The organism is Flavobacterium sp. TSSA_36 (assembly GCF_051547165.1).
Taxonomy (GTDB): Bacteria; Bacteroidota; Bacteroidia; order Flavobacteriales; family Flavobacteriaceae; genus Flavobacterium.
In genome coordinates this window covers 209,059-230,668 of the sequence record NZ_JBPTTP010000006.1, presented here as the reverse complement: position 1 = coordinate 230,668, position 21,610 = coordinate 209,059, and the positions used below count along the sequence as shown (strand labels likewise).

20 protein-coding genes and 1 tRNA gene are annotated in these 21,610 nt (G+C 34.8%); 15 read left to right on the top strand and 6 right to left on the bottom strand.

What is annotated here, in order from left to right:
• Window positions 1-1,977 carry an alpha-ketoacid dehydrogenase subunit alpha/beta gene (locus ACSVH7_RS12790; RefSeq protein WP_438067086.1) on the bottom strand — a complete coding sequence of 659 codons (1,977 nt, stop codon included), beginning with the start codon at window positions 1,975-1,977 and terminating at the stop codon, window positions 1-3.
• A 172-nt stretch (window positions 1,978-2,149) separates the two neighbouring features.
• On the opposite strand from ACSVH7_RS12790, the gene ACSVH7_RS12785 reads away from it, so the two are divergent.
• The 6 genes from ACSVH7_RS12785 to ACSVH7_RS12760 all read left to right on the top strand — a co-directional run bounded on the left by ACSVH7_RS12785 (window position 2,150) and on the right by ACSVH7_RS12760 (window position 6,822).
• Window positions 2,150-3,103 carry an isopenicillin N synthase family dioxygenase gene (locus ACSVH7_RS12785; protein ID WP_438067085.1) on the top strand — a complete coding sequence of 318 codons (954 nt, stop codon included), beginning with the start codon at window positions 2,150-2,152 and terminating at the stop codon, window positions 3,101-3,103.
• Window positions 3,104-3,189: 86 nt separating this feature from the next.
• A complete protein-coding gene (locus ACSVH7_RS12780; protein ID WP_300977934.1) occupies window positions 3,190-3,519 on the top strand; it encodes a translation initiation factor in 330 nt (109 codons plus the stop codon).
• An 82-nt stretch (window positions 3,520-3,601) separates the two neighbouring features.
• Window positions 3,602-4,468, top strand: coding sequence for a nucleoside phosphorylase (locus tag ACSVH7_RS12775; RefSeq protein ID WP_438067084.1), 867 nt, complete (start codon window positions 3,602-3,604; stop codon window positions 4,466-4,468).
• Between the two features lie 12 nt (window positions 4,469-4,480).
• Complete coding sequence (locus tag ACSVH7_RS12770) at window positions 4,481-5,017, top strand: GNAT family N-acetyltransferase (protein WP_438067083.1); 537 nt, start codon at window positions 4,481-4,483, stop codon at window positions 5,015-5,017.
• Window positions 5,018-5,869: a substrate-binding domain-containing protein gene (locus ACSVH7_RS12765; RefSeq protein ID WP_438067082.1), complete on the top strand. Its 852-nt coding sequence runs from the start codon at window positions 5,018-5,020 to the stop codon at window positions 5,867-5,869.
• A 20-nt stretch (window positions 5,870-5,889) separates the two neighbouring features.
• On the top strand, window positions 5,890-6,822 hold the full coding sequence (locus ACSVH7_RS12760) for a transglutaminase (protein WP_438067081.1): 933 nt from the start codon (window positions 5,890-5,892) through the stop codon (window positions 6,820-6,822).
• Between the two features lie 165 nt (window positions 6,823-6,987).
• Here the strand turns inward: ACSVH7_RS12760 and ACSVH7_RS12755 are convergent, their stop codons facing one another.
• Window positions 6,988-8,124 (bottom strand): serine hydrolase, encoded by a 1,137-nt coding sequence (locus tag ACSVH7_RS12755; RefSeq protein WP_438067080.1) that lies wholly within the window; start codon window positions 8,122-8,124, stop codon window positions 6,988-6,990.
• A 416-nt stretch (window positions 8,125-8,540) separates the two neighbouring features.
• A tRNA-Val gene (locus ACSVH7_RS12750) sits at window positions 8,541-8,615 on the bottom strand.
• A gap of 184 nt (window positions 8,616-8,799) precedes the next feature.
• On the opposite strand from ACSVH7_RS12750, the gene ACSVH7_RS12745 reads away from it, so the two are divergent.
• Window positions 8,800-10,584 (top strand): ABC transporter ATP-binding protein, encoded by a 1,785-nt coding sequence (locus ACSVH7_RS12745; RefSeq protein WP_438067079.1) that lies wholly within the window; start codon window positions 8,800-8,802, stop codon window positions 10,582-10,584.
• Window positions 10,585-10,677: 93 nt separating this feature from the next.
• Here ACSVH7_RS12745 and ACSVH7_RS12740 read toward each other — a convergent pair whose 3' ends face one another.
• The 3 genes from ACSVH7_RS12740 to ACSVH7_RS12730 all read right to left on the bottom strand — a co-directional run bounded on the left by ACSVH7_RS12740 (window position 10,678) and on the right by ACSVH7_RS12730 (window position 13,040).
• On the bottom strand, window positions 10,678-11,511 hold the full coding sequence (locus tag ACSVH7_RS12740; RefSeq protein WP_438067078.1) for an OmpA/MotB family protein: 834 nt from the start codon (window positions 11,509-11,511) through the stop codon (window positions 10,678-10,680).
• A 66-nt stretch (window positions 11,512-11,577) separates the two neighbouring features.
• On the bottom strand, window positions 11,578-12,570 hold the full coding sequence (locus ACSVH7_RS12735; protein WP_438067077.1) for a glycosyltransferase family 2 protein: 993 nt from the start codon (window positions 12,568-12,570) through the stop codon (window positions 11,578-11,580).
• Between the two features lie 5 nt (window positions 12,571-12,575).
• Window positions 12,576-13,040, bottom strand: a complete 465-nt coding sequence (locus ACSVH7_RS12730; protein ID WP_438067076.1) for a type I restriction enzyme HsdR N-terminal domain-containing protein — start codon at window positions 13,038-13,040, stop codon at window positions 12,576-12,578.
• 283 nt (window positions 13,041-13,323) lie between these two features.
• Here ACSVH7_RS12730 and holA point away from each other — a divergent pair, with 283 nt between their 5' ends.
• The 8 genes from holA to ACSVH7_RS12690 all read left to right on the top strand — a co-directional run bounded on the left by holA (window position 13,324) and on the right by ACSVH7_RS12690 (window position 21,603).
• A complete protein-coding gene (gene holA / locus ACSVH7_RS12725; RefSeq protein ID WP_438067075.1) occupies window positions 13,324-14,328 on the top strand; it encodes a DNA polymerase III subunit delta in 1,005 nt (334 codons plus the stop codon).
• 6 nt (window positions 14,329-14,334) lie between these two features.
• Window positions 14,335-16,353, top strand: a complete 2,019-nt coding sequence (pulA, locus tag ACSVH7_RS12720; protein ID WP_438067074.1) for a type I pullulanase — start codon at window positions 14,335-14,337, stop codon at window positions 16,351-16,353.
• Window positions 16,354-16,424: 71 nt separating this feature from the next.
• Entirely contained in the window at window positions 16,425-16,607 is a 183-nt protein-coding gene (locus tag ACSVH7_RS12715; RefSeq protein WP_438067073.1) for a CAL67264 family membrane protein, read from the top strand.
• A gap of 58 nt (window positions 16,608-16,665) precedes the next feature.
• Entirely contained in the window at window positions 16,666-18,360 is a 1,695-nt protein-coding gene (gene ettA, locus ACSVH7_RS12710; RefSeq protein WP_438067072.1) for an energy-dependent translational throttle protein EttA, read from the top strand.
• Between the two features lie 365 nt (window positions 18,361-18,725).
• On the top strand, window positions 18,726-19,268 hold the full coding sequence (locus ACSVH7_RS12705) for a hypothetical protein (RefSeq protein ID WP_438067071.1): 543 nt from the start codon (window positions 18,726-18,728) through the stop codon (window positions 19,266-19,268).
• Window positions 19,269-20,111 carry an ABC transporter ATP-binding protein gene (locus tag ACSVH7_RS12700; RefSeq protein ID WP_438067070.1) on the top strand — a complete coding sequence of 281 codons (843 nt, stop codon included), beginning with the start codon at window positions 19,269-19,271 and terminating at the stop codon, window positions 20,109-20,111. It abuts the gene before it with no gap.
• A gap of 5 nt (window positions 20,112-20,116) precedes the next feature.
• Complete coding sequence (locus ACSVH7_RS12695) at window positions 20,117-20,947, top strand: ABC transporter permease (RefSeq protein WP_438067069.1); 831 nt, start codon at window positions 20,117-20,119, stop codon at window positions 20,945-20,947.
• Window positions 20,947-21,603, top strand: coding sequence for a hypothetical protein (locus ACSVH7_RS12690; RefSeq protein WP_438067068.1), 657 nt, complete (start codon window positions 20,947-20,949; stop codon window positions 21,601-21,603). Before ACSVH7_RS12695 ends, ACSVH7_RS12690 begins: the two co-directional genes overlap by 1 nt.
• The last annotated feature ends 7 nt before the right edge of the window (window positions 21,604-21,610 follow it).

The following is a 21,610-nucleotide window of genomic DNA, read 5'->3' as shown; positions in this document are numbered from 1 at the left end:
TTAGTACTGGATTAGCTCTAATAATTCCTTTTCGAATCTGCCTTTGGGTAAATATTGATCTTCTAAAGTTTTTGTAAAAGGTATAGGTGAATCCAAACTGGCTACTCGTTTTACTGGTGCATCTAAATATTCAAAGCAATTTTCCATAATCAATGCTGACAAATCACTTGCGATTCCGCCGAAAAGACTGTCTTCTTGAACAATAATTGCCTTTCCTGTTTTCTTTACCGAAGTAAAAATAGTTTCGGTATCTAAAGGTTGTAAGGTTCTTAAATCAATTACATCTGCACTTATTTGTGGATTTTTAATCAATGTTTCTAATGCCCAATGAACGGTAGCTCCAAAAGCAATAATAGTGATTTGATTACCTTCTTTTAAAACGGCTGCTTTACCTAAAGGAATCGTATAATATTCCTTTGGTACTTCTTGATAAACAGAACGATACAATAATTTATGTTCAAAAAACAAAACCGGATTTGGATCAGTAATGGATTCATTTAATAATCCTTTGGCATCATAAGGAAAAGCAGGATACACTACTTTCAAACCTGGTGTTTTGGTAAACCATGCTTCATTGGTTTGAGAATGAAAAGGTCCCGCTTGAGTTCCACCTCCGCAAGGCATTCGGACCACAACATCGGCTTTTTCTAACCAACGATAATGTGATTTAGCCAAAAGATTCACTATTGGATTAAAACCTGTAGACACAAAATCTGCAAATTGCATTTCCATTATGGCTTTGTATCCATTAATGGACAATCCCATAGCGGCAGATACTACGGCGCTTTCGCAAATAGGGGTATTTCGAACGCGTTCCTTTCCAAATTCAGCCACAAAGCCATCGGTTATCTTAAAGGCTCCACCATATTCAGCAATGTCTTGCCCCATGATTACAGAGTTTTCGAAGCGCTGCATGGATTGTCTTAATCCTTGACTAATGGCATCTATAAAACGAATATTTTCTGTAGCTCCTGATGGTTCAACAATTTCTGCAACGTAGGGTTGATAAACATCATTTAACTCTTCAGCAAAACTAGCTTCAATTTCAGGTTCGGCATTAGCCATAGCCCAATCGGTATCGATTTCCTGTTTTATTTTTGCTTTGATTTCAGCATCTTCTGCTTCTGTAAGAATGCCATTTTGAAGTAAAAAGTCTTTATAATTCGCAACAGGGTCTTTCACTGCCCATAAATCCATCAACTCTTGAGGAACATATTTGGTACCACTTGCCTCTTCGTGACCTCGCATTCTAAAGGTTTTAAACTCTAGCAAAATAGGACGTGGACGCTCAATCATTGAAGCTTTTAATTCTGAAATCAAAGTAAAAACTTCCAAAATATTATTGCCATCCACAATATGGCTTTCCATTCCGTAACCTTTTCCTTTATCGGCTAGATTTTCACAACGGTATTGTTCATTCGTTGGCGTTGAAAGTCCATAACCGTTATTTTCAATCACAAAAAGAACTGGTAAATCCCAAACAGCCGCAATATTTAGAGCTTCGTGAAAGTCGCCTTCACTTGTCGCTCCTTCTCCCGTAAAAACAGCAGTAATTTTATTATTCTTTTTTAAAGTATTGGCCAAAGCAATCCCATCTGCCACTCCTAATTGAGGGCCTAAGTGCGAAATCATTCCAATAATTTTATATTCTTGGGTACCGAAGTGAAAACTGCGATCTCTACCTTTTGTAAAACCATTTGCTTTACCTTGCCATTGAGAAAATAATCGGTGTAACGGAATGTCTCTTCCTGTAAAAACTCCTAAATTCCTGTGCATTGGCAATATATACTCATCTTGCTCTAAAGCAGCGGTAATACCTACAGCAATAGCTTCTTGACCAATGCCTGAAAACCATTTGGATACTTTACCTTGTCGTATCAAGATTAACATTTTTTCCTCAATAAGTCTAGGAAGCAGTATTTTTTTATAGAGACTAATTAATTGTTCGTTGCTAAGTTCTTTTCTATCAAAAGTCATGGTTTTCGATTTTTATGAGTGCTTCAAAGATATAAAAATATAACAGTTTTGATTGTTTTTGTTATATTTTTTGAATTTCAAATGATTTTTTAAAAAGTCAGAATTGAAAATATTCTTTACATTTGTAACTAGAAGTTTTAAAAAGCTTCTAAATTATCAAAATTCAAATAATATGCAAAACATTCCTAGTGTTGACTTGCGTGATTTCCTTTCGGATGACCCGAAACGTAAACAAAAATTTGTAAATGAAATCGGAACCGCTTACGAAGAAATAGGCTTCGTAGCATTAAAAGGTCATTTTTTGAATGACGAATTAGTTGAGAACTTGTATGCCGAAGTTCGTAACTTTTTTACACTTCCTCTCGAAGTAAAAGAAAAATATGAAATTCCAGGTATTGGCGGACAAAGAGGCTACATTTCTTTTGGAAAAGAACATGCCAAAGGACGCTCAGCTGGAGATTTGAAAGAGTTTTGGCATTTTGGCCAATATGTAAGCGAAGGTTCAAAATACGCTGGCGAATATCCTGCCAATGTTGAAGTTTCAGAATTAGCTAATTTTAATTCAGTTGGTAAAGAAGCCTATCAAATGCTTGAGAAAACAGGGGTTTATGTATTAAGAGCATTAGCCTTGTTTATTGGTTTGGACGAATTTTACTTTGACCAATACGTAAAAGATGGTAATAGCATTTTGCGACCTATTCATTATCCGCCAATCACAGATGAGCCAAAAGACGGCGCCGTTCGTGCAGCAGCTCACGGAGATATTAATTTGATTACCTTATTAATGGGTGCTCAAGGAAAAGGCTTACAAGTGCAAAACCACGATGGCGAATGGATTGATGCTATGGCACAACCTGATGAATTAATGATTAATGTTGGTGATATGTTATCTCGTCATACCAATAATCGTTTGAAATCAACTATTCATCAAGTGGTGAATCCACCAAGAGAATTATGGGGAACCTCACGTTATTCTATTCCGTTTTTCATGCATCCTGTTAGCGATATGAAGCTGAATTGCTTGGAAAATTGTATCAATGACCAACACCCTAAATTATTTGATGATATCACTGCTGGCGATTATTTATATGAGCGTTTGGTGGATTTGGGTTTAATCAAAAAGTAAAAGTATAAACATACTATCAGTAATTCCAAATTCCAAAGCCTACCTTCTTGGAATTTGGAATTTGATTTTTTCAAAAGTTCAATTTTATGGATTTACAAGACCAATTAAAACATCTTTTTCCAGATCATCAACCCCTTCCTGACGAACCCATTGAGGAAGTAGCACACGAATTGTATGTGCAAAAAGAACCGATGATTTGCAAATATGAAAAACGAAAAGGAAAAGCTACCACTATTATAGAAGGCTACGAAGGAACCGATGAAGATTTCAAAATTTTAGCCAAAGAAATAAAAACAAAATTGAGTGTTGGTGGTACTTTTAAAGAAGGAGCGATTATCATTCAAGGAGATTACCGCGATAAAATAATGACTCTTTTAAAAGAAAAAGGCTTTAAAACAAAAAGAGTTGGAGGGTAAAATAGAGTGTTCAGTATGCAGCTTTTAGTACTCAGTTTAACAACATTAAACGATTAAACCTTAAACAATTTAAACATAGGTTATGATTAAAGATTCCGAATTAATACTCAATCCTGATGGTAGTGTGTATCATCTTAACTTAAAGCCAGAACAAATTGCAACTACAATTCTGTTTGTGGGTGATCAAGATCGTGTAGAAAAAATCACTAAGCACTTTGATGCTATTGAGTTTACCGTTCAAAAAAGAGAATTCAAAACGCAAACTGGTACCTATAAAGGCAAGCGAATTAGTGTGGTTTCTACTGGAATTGGTCCTGATAATATTGATATCGTACTCAACGAGCTTGACGCTTTAGTCAATATCGATTTGAAAACTAGAAAGGTAAAAGATACTCTAACAGCATTGCAAATCATCAGAATTGGAACTTCAGGGTCTCTGCAAGCTGATATCCCAGTAGATCATTTTGTGATGGCCCAATACGGACTAGGATTAGACAACATGCTTCGCTCCTATTTGATTGATTCGATTTCTGAGACTCGTTTAGAAAAAGCGTTTATCGAGCATACCAACTGGGATTTGAAAAAAGGAACGCCTTATTTTATAGGTTGTTCCCCTGAGTTGGAGCAATTAATTGCAAGTGAGCAAATTCACAAAGGAATTACAGCAACCGCTGGTGGTTTTTATGGACCACAAGGACGTGTGTTGCGTTTAGGAATCCAAGATACAGCATTGAATTCTAAAATGGATTCCTTTACTTTCGAAGGACATCGAATTACCAATTTAGAAATGGAAACCAGCGCAATCTATGGTCTCGGTAAGTTACTTGGACATCATTGCTTATCTATGAATGCCATCATTGCTAATCGTGCTAACGGAACTTTCAGCCAAGATCCTTATAAAGCTGTAGACGAACTTATTTTGTATACACTGAATAAACTAGCGCAATAATTACAACAAAATATGAATTTAAACCTCGAAACCGACCGATTAATACTGCGCCCTTTTACGATTGACGATGCCGAAGCTATGTTTATTATGGATTCTAATCCTATTGTTCACAAATATTTATGGAACAAACCAGTTCATGATATTACAGAAATATATCCAGTGATTGAATCGCTCCAAAAACAATATGCAGCCAATAGAATTGGTCGTTTTGCTACTTTTTTAAAAGAAGATGGTCAGTTCATCGGTTGGACAGGTATTAAGTTCATCAACGATCATGTAGAAAATGGGAATACCAACTTCTACGATTACGGATACCGCCTGGACGAGCGCTTTTGGAACAAAGGCTACGCCACCGAAGCCACAAAATTCTGGTTGGATTATGGTTTTAATCAAATGCAAATACAAGAAATGAATGCTTACACCCACGCTCAAAATGGTGCTTCTAATCATATCCTAAGCAAATGTGGGATGCAATTTGTAGAAGAATATACAGCTGAAGACGGCATCAATTGGAAATGGTGGCAACTATTGAATCTAAATCAAAAATAAATGACAACAATACGAATAGCTGGTGTTCCAGAACATTTTAATTTGCCTTGGCATTTAGCCATAGAAAATGGAGATTTTAAAAAAGAAGCTATCGATTTGCAATGGACGGATGTTCCAGAAGGCACCGGTAAAATGTGTCAAATGCTTCGCGATGGAAGTACGGATGTTGCTATTATTTTAACCGAAGGTATCGTAAAAGATATTACCGCAGGCAATCCTTCAAAAATCGTTCAAGTCTATGTAGAAACTCCTTTGATTTGGGGAATTCATGTTGCAACACAATCCAAATACGAAAACTTAGCGCAACTTGAAGGTACCAAAGCTGCCATTTCAAGAATAGGTTCTGGTTCTCAATTAATGGCTTATGTCAATGCCGGTAACCAAAAGTGGGATGTAAATTCATTACAATTCGAAATTGTCAATACCATTGACGGTGCCGTTACTGCTTTGACGGAAGGTACCGCTGATTATTTTATGTGGGAACGATTTATGACGCAGCCACTTGTTGACAAAGGAATTTTCAGGAGAATAGATGATTGTCCCACACCTTGGCCTTGTTTTGTTATTGCTGTCCGAGAGGAAATTTTGGATCAAAATCCAGACGCTATTCGAAAAATACTGAGAGTAATTAATGGCTATACGCTAGTTTTTAAATCATTAACCGGTGTCTTAGCCATTCTTGCTGCTCGTTATCATCAAAAAGAGGAAGATCTTGAAAAATGGTTGGCTTTAACCGAATGGTCCCAAAATCAATTGAGTGAGAATGTGTTAAACAATGTCCAAAATCAATTATTGAAACTCGGTATTATTGATAAAAAAAGTACATTTGCCAATGTAGTTAAAGAGGTATAATACTACTTCTTTTCAATGATATGATAACACCAAGAAACATTGATTTCAATACGTTTAAAACCCAACTTCAAGTCAGGAAACCATGGGATATAGTTATTATTTCTATTTTAAATTTATTAATAACCTTTCCTGTTTTTATTATCATTCATCATAATGTAATAGATCTAAATTGGGGCTATAATTTGGATCGTATTTTTATTTTTATTCTAGTTTTTATCCTTGTTCATTATATTTTAAATGCATTAAAAACGCTAGCCTTTTTGGCTATTTTACTTTATTTTTTTATGCTTATTTATGGTAGCGTTTTTGGTAGTTATGGTTTTGATAGTGTAGTAGAAGATTATAATTCTATGCTGTATACCATGTCTGATAGTCCTTATCCGCAAGATATTATCATTGCAAAATTGCTACCTTTTCCTAATAAGTCAAAAATTAAAAGTGCCATAGAATATCAAAGTCCTAAGGTTAGAAACTTTGCTATTATGGCAACGACTAAACATTTTAAAACGATAACTGGCTATTCAGATTATAGAACCATCATTCAGTGTTTTGCAGTATTTAAAGAGATAAATGCGCGATGGAATTATGTTCACGATCCGAAAGATGGTGATTATATCGCTACGGCCTCTGAATCGTTGCTTTATTTTTCGGGAGATTGTGACGATCATTCGATTTTGATGGCGGCTTGTGTACGGGCAATAGGCGGCACACCAAGATTAATTCATACCAAGGGGCATATCTATCCAGAAATACTTATTGGCTCCAAGCAAGATTTGGAAAAAATTAATTATTTGATTAAAAATGAATTGTTTCTGAGAGAAAGTTGGAATAAAGAAATTCATTATCATATTGACGAACGTGGTCAAGTTTGGATGAATTTAGATTATACCGCCAAGTATCCAGGAGGTCCTTTCTTATCAGAAGAAATTTTAGGTGCTTTGACCTTGAATTAAGAGCTTGTTTAAGATTATTTCTGATTTGGTATAATTATTTTGGATTCGATTGTATACGACTACCTTGTAATTCTGAAATAAAAAAACTATTTATTTGTGAAAATTATTTTTTTTATTTCATTCAAATGCCATTTCACCTAGCATCAAAAACAAGCTCTAAAGAGTTTACTTGTTTTTCGTTTTTTCATAGAGTTGGCGACCAAGTTCTGCTAAAAACGGGAAGCCTACGGTTTCATATTCATAAACGCCATCATTAAAAATTTTGTTTTTATTTACTAATAAAGTAGCGGTTACCATAAATTCTAGGTTGTTTTTAGTGTCTACAATGTAAGCGCAGTCAGTCAGGGTTCCGTAGGCATCTCCTACTTTATTGTAAATTTTGATATGATCAGGGATATTTTCTTTGGTATCACCAAACATTAAAAATTTGCAATATCCGTCGTAATATTCTTTAGGATCATACCCTGCATTTTTGGGTAAATTTTGCATGGAAAAAAGTACAAATTCTCTAAATTTTTCTGAAAGATGAAAACGCTCGTTTTCTTTGAAAGTTTCTGGGAAAATAATTCTTTTGAGTGTGTTGTGCAATGTCTCAACGGGGTAATCGTTTTTCATTGAAAAATCAAAGGACGAATTTATTATAGTGTTGGTTTCGTCATTCAAATATCCTATTCCTTTTTTAACATTATTCAATGTTAAAGGTTCGAATTTTTTAGAAATGGTGGATGGAAAAATACTTGTTGTTTGGTTGTCTTTGTATAAGGTAATAGGTTGAATGGTCAAGCTACTTGAATTGGGAGTAGACAAACGATGGGTAATGCGAAAGGGGTACAAACCCTTTTTATGCATGCCATCATTCAAGTAATCATATCCTATGAATTCAAAGAGATGGTTACTAGCTTCGTTTTCACTAACAGCAAATAGTTTTGATATTTCTTCCGAAAATTTCCATTTTTTAGGATTGTCTCCAATACTAAATTCTGAATTAATGGAAGCGTCTGGGATACTACTAAGTTTTTCTAGCGCCATTACTGCAATTGGAAATTTAACCGTGCTCGCTGGATAGTGATAATTATTGTTATTTACTTGGTATTTGTAATCTTTAAAAGTTATTTTTCCATGTTTTCCTCTTTTGATTTGAGTGTAAATAATTTGAACTTCATGTTCTGGGTTTTGAATAACTTCCTGAATAATTCCGGATTTAACGTGTACAACTTCTTTTAATGGGTCTTTTTTTAAAGCGCTGCAACTTGCCAAAAATAAAGAGGCTATAAAGAAAGGGACTATATAATTAATTTTCATGCTTTATAAAGGTTTGATGGTTTTGAGAAGGAAAAGAGGTGTGAAGGATAAGATTTTTTTATAATGTTTTAAAAAAATGACAAGAATATAAACGCAAGCTTATCTTGAATTTGTTTAGTTTTGTAATTTAATTCATTCTTTTAGTAAATTAAATAAAATTTTTAATAATAACCGAGTTGTATTAATTATTTTTTAATTGCACTACTTGTTTTGAGGGTATTTTAGTAAAAAATAAAGTCATTGTAGAATTTTTAATACAATAAAAAGACAGTCTAGGAAGTGAAAATATAGTCTTATTGAGATGGTTTACTTTTCAATTTTTGAAAGGGATCCCATATTTTTGAGAAAATTTCGGGATAAATAATATAAAAAATCCGTAAAAACTTGTTTTTTCAAGTTATTACGGATTTTATTTGTGGGCGATGAGGGGTTCGAACCCCCGACCCCCTCGGTGTAAACGAGGTGCTCTGAACCAGCTGAGCTAATCGCCCTATTGCGTGTGCAAATATACAGCTAGAATTCGTATTTGCAAGCCTTTTTGATTAAAAAAATAAAAAAAAATCGAGTTGTTTTTTTAATAGCTGTAATTCAGTGTCTTAAATTTTGAACTAACTGTGATTATTTTTTTGTAATAGGGCATCATAATGGTACATTTGGCCATTATAAAAAAATACCATGGGAAGATTTAAAGAAAACGATTTGCCGAAAGCTAAAATTACGACTACCTCTATCAATAAAGCTAAGATTATATTCAACTATGCTGAAAACCACACTTGGAAATTTTACTTAGGATTATTGTTTTTATTACTAACAAGTGTCACAGCGCTTGCGTTTCCTAAATTTATGGGAATGCTCGTGGACTGTGTCAATAAGAAAGACAGTGGCTTAGCAAATCAAATTGCCTTAGGGTTGGCGTTGGTTTTAGTATTGCAATCTATTTTTTCTTTTTTTCGATTATCATTATTTGTCAATTTTACGGAGAATACGCTTGCAAATGTTCGTTTAGCGCTGTATACTAATTTGGTTAAATTACCAATGTCTTTCTTTTCTCAAAAAAGAGTAGGGGAATTAAATAGTAGAATCAGTAACGATATTAGTCAAATTCAGGATACGTTAACTACTACTATTGCTGAGTTTTTGAGGCAATTTATTCTTATTGTAGGGAGTTTTGTGATGTTAGCTAGCATCAACATTAAGTTAACCATAATGATGATTTCTGTAGTTCCTTTGGTTGGTGTTGCAGCTGTCTTTTTTGGGAGATACATTCGAAAATATTCCAAGAAAGTACAGGATCAGGTCGCCGAAAGTCAGGTTGTTGTTGAGGAAACCATGCAAGGGATAAGTATTGTTAAGGCTTTTGCCAATGAATGGTATGAAATAGAAAGATATACTACAAAAATTAGAGAAGTGGTAAAAGTCGCTATAAAAGGCGGGCAATTGCGTGGCTATTTTGCTTCTTTTATAATTGTTTGTTTGTTCGGAACTATTGTTGGTGTAGTTTGGTATGGCGTGCAATTAAGCATAGCTGGCGAAATTACGGTAGGGGAACTGTTTACTTTTATCTTATATTCAAGCTATGTTGGGGCTTCTTCTGGTGGAATTGCTGAGTTGTATGCCCAAATGCAAAAAGCCATTGGAGCAACGGAGCGTGTATTTGAATTATTAGCAGAAGTACCTGAAAATACCAATAGTACTGAATTTCCTAATTTCCCCAAAATAAAAGGAGAGGTTACTTTTCAGAATGTTGCCTTTACCTACCCTTCACGCAAAGAAATTGAAGTGTTAAAAGGAGTAAGTTTTTCGGCTTTGGCTGGCCAAAAAATTGCCATTGTGGGGCCTAGTGGGGCTGGAAAATCTACGATTGCGTCTTTGTTGCTTCGTTTTTATGATGTCACTGGGGGCACGATCAAGATTGATGATAAAAACATGCTCGATTATGATTTAGAGGCTTTACGTGGTAATATGAGTGTGGTGCCTCAAGATGTTATTTTGTTTGGCGGAACGATCAAAGAAAATATTGCGTATGGAAAGCCTAATGCTACTGATGATGAAATTATGTTGGCGGCTAAACAAGCTAATGCATTGCAGTTCATACAAGGTTTTCCGGAACAATTTGAGACTATTGTTGGCGAGCGTGGAATAAAGCTTTCCGGAGGGCAGCGACAACGGATCGCCATTGCAAGAGCATTACTTAAAAATCCAAGTATTTTGATTTTAGATGAAGCGACTTCCTCTTTGGATAGTGAAAGTGAAAAATTAGTACAAGAAGCGTTAGAAATTTTGATGCAGGGAAGAACGAGTATCATTATTGCCCATCGCTTATCCACTATCCGAAGTGCGGATCAAATTCTGGTCTTAGATCAAGGTCGCATTGCTGAAAAAGGGACACACCAAGAGTTAATTGCCTTGGAAAATGGGATATACAAAAACTTAAGTAATTTGCAATTCAGTTCGCTTTAGGTTAATGAAATAGTATTCTTGAGGAGACTGATTAGGGATAAAAAAAAGGCTATTTCAATTGAAATAGCCTTTTTTGAATTTTGAAAACAAAAATTATTGTTGTTGTTTTTTCATTTCTTTTTCGATCATGTCATAAAATTGATCAATTTTTGGCATCACCACAATTCTTGTTCTTCTGTTTTTAGCTTTGTTTTCTGGTGAATCATTTTCAAATAAAGGCACATAAGAACTTCTTCCTGCGGCGATTAATTGAGCAGGTTTTACCCCCAAATCATTAGTCAATACTCTGATAATAGAAGTAGAACGTTTTACACTCAAATCCCAGTTGTCTAATAAAACACCATTACTTCTGTAAGGAACGTTATCGGTATGACCTTCAACCATACACTCAAAATCAGGTTTGTCGTTAACCACTTTTGCCACTTTAGCTAATACTGCTTTGGCTTTATCAGTAACATCATAGCTTCCGCTTTTGAATAATAATTTATCGGCAATAGAGATAAATACAACTCCTTTTTCTACATTAATTTCGATATCTGGGTCAGAAATACCAACAGAACTTTTCAAACTGGTAACCAAAGCCAAAGTAACACTGTCTTTTTTGGTTAAAGCATCTTGCATTCTGCTGATTTTCAAATCTTTTTCTTTGATAGATTCTAATGCTTTTTCGATATTTTCGGCTCCTTTTGTAGTAAGCACTGTCATATCTTTAGAGGTATTAATCAATAATTGATTTTTTTCTTTTAATCCTTCAACGGTAGCGGCTAATCCTGCTCTTTCTTCCAAACAAGAGTTTAATTTTACCGTAGCTGTATTTAACAAATCTTGCGTTTCTTTATTTTTTGCTTCTAAAGCAGAATATTTTTTCTTAGAAACACAGGAAGTTAATAAAGCTAAAACTGATAAAGCTAATACTATTTTTTTCATAATTTTTATTTTAATAATGTTGTACAAAGTTAAATCAAATTGTAAATCCCTAGGTATAAAATATTGTTAAACTAACTTTCCAAAAACAGTGCCATTCTTTATAAAATAGGAGAAAACAATACTATTTACTTGGTAATAAGACACATTCTGAACTGTTGCTCTTTTCTTAAATTGACTACTAAAATACTGATAAAAAGCGAGATGCGCCTTCAAAACAGAAAAAAAATGTTTTGGTTTTCCTTTTACTAAAAATTGAAGTGCTGCAACACCATCGAGCAAAAGCCGTATAAAAAGCCGTTGGTATAAAACGTTTTTAGGCAAATTTTTAGTCAGCATAAAAAGTGAATTCCTGAAATTTAATTCGGTCTTTTTGGGATTACCTTGTTGTAAAGTGGCTCCACCCACATGATATACAACGGATTTAGGATTATATTTTACAGCATATCCTTTGTTATGGGCACGCCAACACAAATCGATTTCTTCTTGATGTGCAAAAAAGCTAGCATCAAATCCTTTTAATTCATTGTAAACCACACTACGAATAAAAAAACAAGCCCCAGAGGCCCAAAAAATAGACAGGGCGTCATCATATTGTCCTAAGTCTTTTTCTATGGTTTCAAAAATACGTCCTCTACAAAACGGAAAGCCATATTTGTCAATAAAACCGCCACCTGCACCGGCATATTCAAAATATTCTTTGTTTTTAAAATCTAAAATTTTGGGTTGGATGATAGCCGTTTGTGGTTCATTTTCAAATGTTGTGATCATCGGATTCAACCAATTTGGAGTAACTTCCACATCCGAATTCACCAATACAAAAATATCAGCAGTTACATTTTTCAACGCTTCATTATACCCGCCTGCAAACCCATAATTGGATTCATTTTGGATAATTTGGACCTGAGGAAAGTTTGTTTTAACGTAAGAAATCGAGGCATCAGTAGACGCATTATCAGCTATGTAAATAGTAGCTTCGGATGAACATTTTATGAGTGTGGGTAGAAATTGTTCTAACAAAGAAACTCCGTTCCAATTCAAGATTACTACAGCTAAAGTCATTGTATTTATTTAGGTAAAAAATTTAAATTTTGGTATTCTGGAAGTGCTCTCAAAAAGTCATACTTTTCGTTTTCAAAATCCATGGTACAGTAAAAATGATGTAAACCATTAGTCACCATCAAAAATTGGGCTTTTAAAGTCATGTTGTATTGTGCAATTTGATCAAAGGTAGCTTGGCTGATGGTAATATGTGGCGCTTTACATTCAACCAAAGCAAAAATACTTCCGTTTGGATTATAAATCACAATATCATATCGTTTTCGTACTCCATTCACATGCAATACTTTTTCAACATTGATCAAGGATTTTGGGTATTTTTTTTCTTGAATTAAATACTGTACTACATGTTGTCGGACCCATTCTTCCGGGGTGAGAATTATGAATTTTTTACGTATTTCATCAAAAATAGCCGCTTTATTTTCGCTATTTTTGAATCGAAAAGTGTAAAATGGAAAATTGAGTTCTTGCATGCAGCAAAAATAGTTATTTTGTTGGTTGTTTTCATTTGATAGCAACCAAATACTGGGCATTCGCATCTAAAAAAAAGTTAGCCACGAATTACAACAATTGACACTAATTATCATCGAAACTGAAATTGAATATTACGAATTCCAGCAATAGTAGTGATTCGCAGTATTAAAACACGTTTTAATTTGTGATTCATTAGTGAAATCGTGGCGGATATTTTTAAAAGCGAATGGCCTGAGCCAAAATAAAGAACACACCTTCCGTTTCAAATTATATACCCAAAAAATGGACGAAGTAGTAAAAATTGTAAACGATATAAAAGCAGGGAATCTAAAACCTATTTATTTTTTGATGGGGGAAGAACCTTACTACATTGATAAATTATCCGATTTTATAGAAGATACGGTTTTGAGCGAAGATGAAAAAGGCTTCAATCAAACTGTATTGTATGGTCGTGATGTCACTATTGAAGACATTGTAAGTACCGCCAAACGCTATCCTATGATGGCTGAACGTCAAGTGGTGATTATTAAGGAAGCACAAGAGCTTTCAAGAACCATCGACAAATTAGAAAGCTATGCCGAAAAGCCTATGCCTACTACCGTTTTGGTGTTGTGTTACAAATACAAAACACTAGACAAACGCAAAAAAGTCACCAAAACCCTAGCCAAAAACGGTTTAGTTTATGAAAGTAAAAAACTATATGAAAACCAAGTAGGCGATTGGATTAAACGAGTTTTGGCTGGAAAAAAGTACGCTATCGAACCCAAAGCATCTGCAATGTTGGTTGAATTTTTGGGTACCGATTTGAGCCGAATTAACAATGAGCTTGAAAAACTAAAAATCATACTACCTGCAGGAAGTACCATTACTGCACATCATATTGAGGAAAATATTGGTTTTAGTAAAGATTTTAATGTTTTTGAATTACGAAAAGCAATTGGCGAACGCAATCAATTAAAAGCGTATACCATTGCAGAAAATTTTGCGCAAAACCCAAAAGACAATCCTCTTGTAATGACCACAGGATTGGTTTTTAGTTTTTTCATTCAACTACTGAAATATCATGGATTGAAAGATAAAAATCCAAAAAATGTAGCAGCTGTTTTAGGGGTTAATCCATATTTCTTAAAAGATTATGATGTGGCTATTAAAAATTATCCGATGAGAAAAGTGAGCCAAATTGTGGGCTCCTTGCGCGATATTGATGTAAAAAGCAAAGGAGTTGGAGCCAATGCACTTTCGAATGGCGATTTGCTAAAAGAAATGTTATATAAAATTTTCAACTAAATACTCATGACAACTTTATTTAAAAATATCATTTTAAGTATCGGGATACTTCTAATGATGCCTTGGGCTAAAGCTCAAAATTCCAGAACTAACACTATAAAATACGCTTCATTTGACTCCTATCCTGTTTATTCTCAGGAAGATCTTGGAGTGACGTATTCTTCTAGTAAAACAATCTTAAAGCTTTGGAGTCCTAACGCCGAAGAAGTACAGCTTCATCTATACACTAAAGGAAATGGAGGCAATGCCTTTGCTACAAAAAACTTGATATATGAGGCTAAAACAGGCGTTTGGAGCATCGAATTAAAAGGAGATTTTCATAATACCTATTACACTTTGCAGGCCAAAAATGAGGGCAAATGGTCTAAAGAAATGCCCGATCCTTATGCAAAAGGTGTTGGTGTAAATGGTAATCGAGGACTAATTTTCAATCCCAAAAAAACAAATCCTACCCGTTGGAATACCGACAAACAACCCGTACTGAAATCGGTAGCAGATATTATTTTATATGAAGCTCATGTTCGTGATTTTTCGATAGATCCTTCATCAGGTATTAAAAACAAAGGCAAATTTCTTGGATTAACTGAGAAAAACACCAAAAATAGTTTTGGAGAAAGTACTGGATTAGATCATCTCAAAGAATTAGGGATTACCCATCTTCATTTGCTTCCGGTTTTTGATTACAAATCAATTGACGAAGCTACTTTAGATAAACCACAATACAATTGGGGATACGATCCACAAAATTACAATGCTCTAGAAGGTTCTTATGCCACCGATCCTTTTGATGGATTGGTGAGAATGAAAGAATACAAAGAAATGGTGCTTGCCTTGCATCAAGCCAATATTCGATTGGTGATGGATGTAGTGTACAATCACACCAGTTCGACGGATATTTTTGACCAATTGGTTCCTGGTTATTATTACAGAAACTGGGCTGACGGCAAGCGTTCCGATGCATCGGCTTGTGGTAATGAATTCGCATCAGATACACCAATGGCAAGACAATTCATGCTTTCATCCTTAAAATATTGGGTAAAAGAATATCATGTAGATGGTTTTCGTTTTGATTTAATGGCTATTCATGACATCGAAACTATGAATCTCATTTCAAAAGAACTTAAAAAAATTGACCCCTCCATTTTCTTATACGGTGAAGGCTGGACAGCTGGAGATTCACCGCTTCCTTTAGAGAAAAGAGCCTTAAAAAATCATGTCAAACAATTGAATGATATAGCTGTTTTTTCAGATGACATTCGAGATGGTATAAAAGGACATTGGTCCAATGTTGAAGAGAAAGGATTTGTGAGTGGCCATAAAAATCTCAAAGAAATAGTTGAATTTGGTGTGGTTGCCTCCACTAATCATCCGCAGATAAAGTATGACAAAAGTAGAAGTTATGCACAGTTTCCTTATGCTGATGCTCCAACAAAAGTCATTGGTTACGTTTCTTGTCACGATAATAACACACTATACGATAAGTTAAAAATTGCGAATCCTTCTGTTTCAGAAAAAGATTTGGTGGCTATGGATAAATTAGCCAATACCATTGTTTTTACAGCTCAAAGCATTCCGTTTTTACACATGGGAGTTGAAATGAAACGCACCAAAAGCGGTGTAGAAAATTCCTATAACGCCCCGGACAGTATCAATAAAATCAATTGGAATTGGAAACACGAAAACGCAGCATTGTATCACTATTACAAAAACTTAGTAGCACTGAGAAAAGCACATCCTGCTTTTAAAATGCCTTCCGAAAAAATGATTCAAGACCATCTGGAATTTTTGAATACAAACGACCCTCTTTTAGTAGGCTTTACACTAAAAGATAATGCTAATGGTGATGTCTGGAAAAATATCAGAGTGTACTATAATGGTGATTCAAGTCCAAAAACATTACAACTTGACGGTACATGGAAAATTGCGGCTGATGGCACGGTTATAGAATTGACTTTGTCAGAAAAATCAACAAATCATTCCCTAACGATTCCTGCTCATAGCGCAATGATTTTATTTCAGGAATAAGAATTTAGTTCAAAAATCTATAAAAAATACCGATATTTGCAGTTCCGAAAAAAAATAATATACCGCAAATTATGGGAATGAATAAAAATACCATCTTGGGATGGGCAACATTTATAATGATAGTAATGGGATTACTACTTATTGCATTAGGCGCATTTCGTTACAGAGATGTTTCGGGATGGGGATTTGCAGCAGTAGGAATTGGTTTTCTGGCTAACGCATGGGTTTTTAGTTCTCTGAAAGGCCGCGTGTAGTTTTTTGAAAAAAGTCCTCGATTACAAACAATACACATTAATTTAATAAACTAAGAATATGTCAGACGATAAGAAGGTCATTTTCTCGATGCAGAAATTGAGTAAAACCTATCAAGGTGCAGATAAACCAGTATTAAAAAACATTTATTTGAGTTTCTTTTATGGAGCCAAAATTGGTATTTTGGGTCTTAATGGCTCTGGTAAATCTTCTCTTTTAAAAATTATTGCAGGCGTTGATAAAAATTATCAAGGGGATGTTGTTTTTCAACCCGGCTATACCGTTGGTTATTTAGAGCAAGAACCAATTTTGGATGATTCCAAAACCGTAATCGAAATTGTTCGTGAAGGGGTTGCCGAAACGATGGCAGTTCTCGAAGAATACAACCAAATCAACGATTTGTTTGGTCTTGAAGAAAACTATTCTGATCCAGACAAAATGGACAAATTGATGGATCGTCAAGCGGCTTTGCAAGATAAAATTGATGCTTTAGGCGCTTGGGAAATCGATACAAAACTTGAAATTGCAATGGATGCTTTGCGTACTCCAGAGGGTGATACACCCATCAAAAATCTTTCAGGTGGAGAACGTCGTCGTGTAGCTTTATGTCGTTTGTTATTGCAACAACCTGACGTATTACTTTTAGATGAGCCAACCAACCACTTGGATGCTGAATCTGTATTGTGGTTAGAACAACATTTAGCACAATATGCTGGAACTGTAATTGCCGTGACACACGACCGTTATTTCTTGGATAATGTAGCCGGTTGGATTTTAGAATTAGATCGTGGAGAAGGAATTCCTTGGAAAGGAAACTATTCTTCTTGGCTAGATCAAAAATCGAATCGAATGGCGCAAGAAGAAAAAGTGGCTTCGAAACGCAGAAAGACTTTAGAGCGTGAGTTGGACTGGGTTCGTCAAGGTGCCAAAGGTCGTCAAACCAAACAAAAAGCACGTTTGCAGAACTACGACAAACTTTTGAATGAAGACCAAAAACAATTAGACGAAAAATTAGAAATCTATATTCCTAATGGTCCGCGTTTGGGAACCAATGTAATCGAAGCTAAAAATGTTGCCAAAGCTTTTGGAGAAAAATTATTATATGATAACCTGAACTTTACCTTGCCACAAGCAGGAATTGTTGGGATTATCGGTCCGAATGGCGCTGGTAAATCGACTATTTTCAAAATGATTATGGGCGAACAACAAACAGACAGCGGTGAATTTTCGGTAGGAGAAACCGTAAAAATCGCTTACGTTGATCAATCACATTCTAACATTGATCCAAACAAATCCATCTGGGAAAATTTTGCCGATGGGCAAGAGTTAATCATGATGGGTGGAAGACAAGTAAACTCAAGAGCGTATTTGTCACGTTTCAATTTTGGAGGAGGCGAGCAAAACAAAAAAGTATCGATGCTTTCTGGTGGAGAGCGCAACCGTTTACACTTAGCGATGACCTTGAAAGAAGAAGGCAACGTATTGCTTTTAGATGAGCCAACGAATGATTTGGACGTAAATACGTTACGTGCTCTTGAGGAAGGTTTAGATAATTTTGCAGGTTGTGCCGTAGTTATCTCTCACGACAGATGGTTCTTAGATAGAATTTGCACCCATATTTTGGCATTTGAAGGAGATTCAGAAGTCTACTTTTTCGAAGGAAGTTTCTCTGAATACGAGGAAAACAAAAAGAAACGTTTAGGTGGCGATTTGACTCCAAAACGATTGAAATACCGAAAATTGATTAGAGGGTAAACATCACTAAATTCAATCAAAAACCACTATTTACATCATTTGTAATTAGTGGTTTTTTTTTATCATTATTTAGAATAAAACAATACTTTGTATACTTTTTTGCAAAATAATAACGTTATTTTTTAGACATCATAATTCTACGCTAAATAAATTCGAGTTTAAAGGTAATTCGAATTGTTTTTCTTTAATTTGTAATAGCACGACCTGAAAATCAGTTGCATAAATAAGAAACAAATAAATAATTATCAATACAGGGTGTTGGAAATGAGTAGTATTGACGCAATTAATGATTTCTAGAAATACTTGTTTTCAAAATATTTCTTTTTATTAACTTTAGACTAGACCTTTAAATTAAGCTATTCAAAATGTTTGTTACTGATTTGCCTAAACAACCCCCTTTATTTATTTCCTATTTGAAGGTGGGTGAGCTTTTATACTACTCGCTAATTCTATTCATCCTTGAAGCTTGGATTTATGGTATTCAATTGCATGATGCAGTTCTGAATAGAGGTAAAATAGCAATACTGTTTTGGCTAAGCTGTTTTTTGTTTTCCTTTCTACACATTTTTTTGGTACTAGCCGATGGTTGGTCACGCTTTCAAAACTACAAAAGAGCTAAAGATCAATTTTTTGTACATGGCTTCAACAGACGTATTTGTGATACCTATATAGTTTCAAAATGCCAACGCATAGCAGCCACAGTTGCAGCAAATGAGCTAGGTTACAAAGATCAAATAGATAATTATTACAAACAAAAAGGAGTAAAATGGTATCATTTCGTACCTTATTTTATGGTCAATGATCCCTTGTTTTTATTCCGCAAAAAATTCTGGAATCGCACTTTTTTGGAACCAAGTTATCAATCAAGATTTGATTATCACGCGATTCAAATAAAGATTACTCAATAAATGGAAATACAAAATATTTACAAATCCTACGGCGATTTGGAAGTCCTTCGCGGGGTTTCCATGCATTGTCCTCCTGGGGAAATCATTGGCTTATTAGGAGCTAACGGTGCTGGAAAAACCACTTTGTTTAAAATTATTTTTGGCTTAATCCGACCTGATAGTGGAACGGTAGTACTTCCAAGGCATCATGCCAAACCTTTGGGAGGCATCATTGAGAAACCTGGACTTTACGAATATCTTTCGGCTGCAGAAAACATAAAACTTTTTGCGGGTATTCAAGGGTTACAACTTTCCACAAGTCTCGCCAATGGATACCTCGAACGAGTGGGCCTTGACCCCAATCGTAATGACCAAGTTAGTCGATTTTCAATGGGAATGAAACAACGATTGGCGATTGCCATTGCGTTACTCAATCAACCCGCTGTATTGGTTTTAGACGAACCTTTCAATGGATTGGATCCAGTAGGTGTGGCAGCCCTGCGAGAGCTCATTCTTACTCTTTGTGAACAACATCAACTTTCTATTATACTTTCTTCGCATATCACTGAAGAAATTGCCAAAACCTGCCATCGTCTTTACGTCTTAAAACAAGGGAAAATAGCGCATAGTGGCCCAACACAAGAACTATTATCAACACACACTATTGGCTATGCTTTGTATGGAAAAGGAATTGCTCAAGCAAAAGCATTGAAAAAGTATGAATTTCAAATACGCGGGCAAATGGCATGGGTGGCCATTGGATCTGATAAAATTAGCGGTTTATTGCAAGAATTACTGCTGGAAGGAATCGCAATAGAATCCTGCATACCCGATTACAGCATAAAAGAACTCTTTGAAATTTAACTACGATGTGGCAATTAATCAAAATAGAATGGTACAAACTATTCAAACAAAACAGAACCTATTGGGCACTTGGGGCTATTATAATCATAGAAGGATTGGTCTTGGTTGGCGCCTATTTTCAGGGTACTGACATTATCGAACTTCTGCTTGAAAATTTACGGAAATCGTTCTATTTTAATGGTAATTTGTTAAATGGTAATTTGATGGTGTATTTGTTATTGAATACGCTTTGGTTTCATCTGCCTTTAATCTTGATGATTTTGGTTTCGGGAATGATCACAACGGAATACAAGGACAAAACGCTACAAGCTACATTCTTACAGCCGGTAAGTAAAAGTCAATTCATCGTTGCAAAATATCTCGTTGCCATTCAGTTGACTATAGTTGTTTTATTATTTCTTGCGATCACTTCCATTTTCTTTTCAAATGCATTATTTGGTCAAGGTGATTTGATTGTATATTTAGAATCATTGAACTTTTTCACAGACACAATTGCTAAACAGCGCATTTTGTTGGCCTTTATTTCTGGTGGATTTTCTATGGTCTTTTACACTGTAGTAAGTATGACTTTAGCCATTCAAATTAAAGAGGCCACCGCTACTTGGATAGCCTGTACTTTTTTTCTTGTTTTTACCAATTTATTTCTCAAAATAGATTTAAATTCCGCCTTTTTAAACCAATGGTTTTATGTGAAATTAATTGATAGTTGGCAATATTTCTTTTATCCTGAAATCGCTTGGAATCAAGTATATTTCAATACTATTTTACTTTCCTTTTACAGCCTGATGACTACCTTATTGGGCACTTATTTATTTATCCGAAAAGACCTAGACTAATGAGAATATCATCTTACATAGGACTATTATTATGGTCTATTACTTCCTGTTTTTCGCAACAAATCGATAAGGATATAGTGGCTTTGAAACAGCGAATGGATTCTGTGACTTTTTTCAATGCTAAATTGAATTTGAAAGTGGACATTTCTTTTATCAATATGCCCGAAAAACAAGCCACTATTACGTATTCTAAAGGTAAAAGAATAAAAATAGATGCCGATGATTTTGTGCTTTTACCCAAACGTGGTTTAGATTTTTCACTAAATAGTCTCACCGAATATCCTTATATTACGGTAGACAGAGGAAAAGAAGTTAAAAATGGTAAACTCTGTAAAGTCTTAAATATTATCCCTATCGATCCAAAAGCCGATTTTTCGATAGCTACGGTTTGGCTGGATGAAAAAACAAAACGCCTTCATACTACCGAAATCAATACCAAAAAAGATGGCGCCTATCAAATGGCTATGGAATATGAAAAAACCAAAGATGTTTTACCTAAAAAAGTGGCCGTGAGTTTTGAAATTGAAAAATTAAAAATTCCAGTAAATTTTCTTGGAAAAGGAACAACCATTGATCGAAAAAAAATGAAAGTTGAGGCTACCAAAAAAGGAAAAATATATCTTAATCTTTTGTATTCTACTATCAAAAAAATATAGTGACTAG

Coding starts and splice junctions, on each gene's coding strand:
- ACSVH7_RS12790 (WP_438067086.1), bottom strand. CDS start 1,977: ATGACTTTTGATAGAAAAGAACTTAGCAACGAACAATTAATTAGTCTC.
- ACSVH7_RS12785 (WP_438067085.1), top strand. CDS start 2,150: ATGCAAAACATTCCTAGTGTTGACTTGCGTGATTTCCTTTCGGATGAC.
- ACSVH7_RS12780 (WP_300977934.1), top strand. CDS start 3,190: ATGGATTTACAAGACCAATTAAAACATCTTTTTCCAGATCATCAACCC.
- ACSVH7_RS12775 (WP_438067084.1), top strand. CDS start 3,602: ATGATTAAAGATTCCGAATTAATACTCAATCCTGATGGTAGTGTGTAT.
- ACSVH7_RS12770 (WP_438067083.1), top strand. CDS start 4,481: ATGAATTTAAACCTCGAAACCGACCGATTAATACTGCGCCCTTTTACG.
- ACSVH7_RS12765 (WP_438067082.1), top strand. CDS start 5,018: ATGACAACAATACGAATAGCTGGTGTTCCAGAACATTTTAATTTGCCT.
- ACSVH7_RS12760 (WP_438067081.1), top strand. CDS start 5,890: ATGATAACACCAAGAAACATTGATTTCAATACGTTTAAAACCCAACTT.
- ACSVH7_RS12755 (WP_438067080.1), bottom strand. CDS start 8,124: ATGAAAATTAATTATATAGTCCCTTTCTTTATAGCCTCTTTATTTTTG.
- ACSVH7_RS12745 (WP_438067079.1), top strand. CDS start 8,800: ATGGGAAGATTTAAAGAAAACGATTTGCCGAAAGCTAAAATTACGACT.
- ACSVH7_RS12740 (WP_438067078.1), bottom strand. CDS start 11,511: ATGAAAAAAATAGTATTAGCTTTATCAGTTTTAGCTTTATTAACTTCC.
- ACSVH7_RS12735 (WP_438067077.1), bottom strand. CDS start 12,570: ATGACTTTAGCTGTAGTAATCTTGAATTGGAACGGAGTTTCTTTGTTA.
- ACSVH7_RS12730 (WP_438067076.1), bottom strand. CDS start 13,040: ATGCAAGAACTCAATTTTCCATTTTACACTTTTCGATTCAAAAATAGC.
- holA (WP_438067075.1), top strand. CDS start 13,324: ATGGACGAAGTAGTAAAAATTGTAAACGATATAAAAGCAGGGAATCTA.
- pulA (WP_438067074.1), top strand. CDS start 14,335: ATGACAACTTTATTTAAAAATATCATTTTAAGTATCGGGATACTTCTA.
- ACSVH7_RS12715 (WP_438067073.1), top strand. CDS start 16,425: ATGGGAATGAATAAAAATACCATCTTGGGATGGGCAACATTTATAATG.
- ettA (WP_438067072.1), top strand. CDS start 16,666: ATGTCAGACGATAAGAAGGTCATTTTCTCGATGCAGAAATTGAGTAAA.
- ACSVH7_RS12705 (WP_438067071.1), top strand. CDS start 18,726: ATGTTTGTTACTGATTTGCCTAAACAACCCCCTTTATTTATTTCCTAT.
- ACSVH7_RS12700 (WP_438067070.1), top strand. CDS start 19,269: ATGGAAATACAAAATATTTACAAATCCTACGGCGATTTGGAAGTCCTT.
- ACSVH7_RS12695 (WP_438067069.1), top strand. CDS start 20,117: ATGTGGCAATTAATCAAAATAGAATGGTACAAACTATTCAAACAAAAC.
- ACSVH7_RS12690 (WP_438067068.1), top strand. CDS start 20,947: ATGAGAATATCATCTTACATAGGACTATTATTATGGTCTATTACTTCC.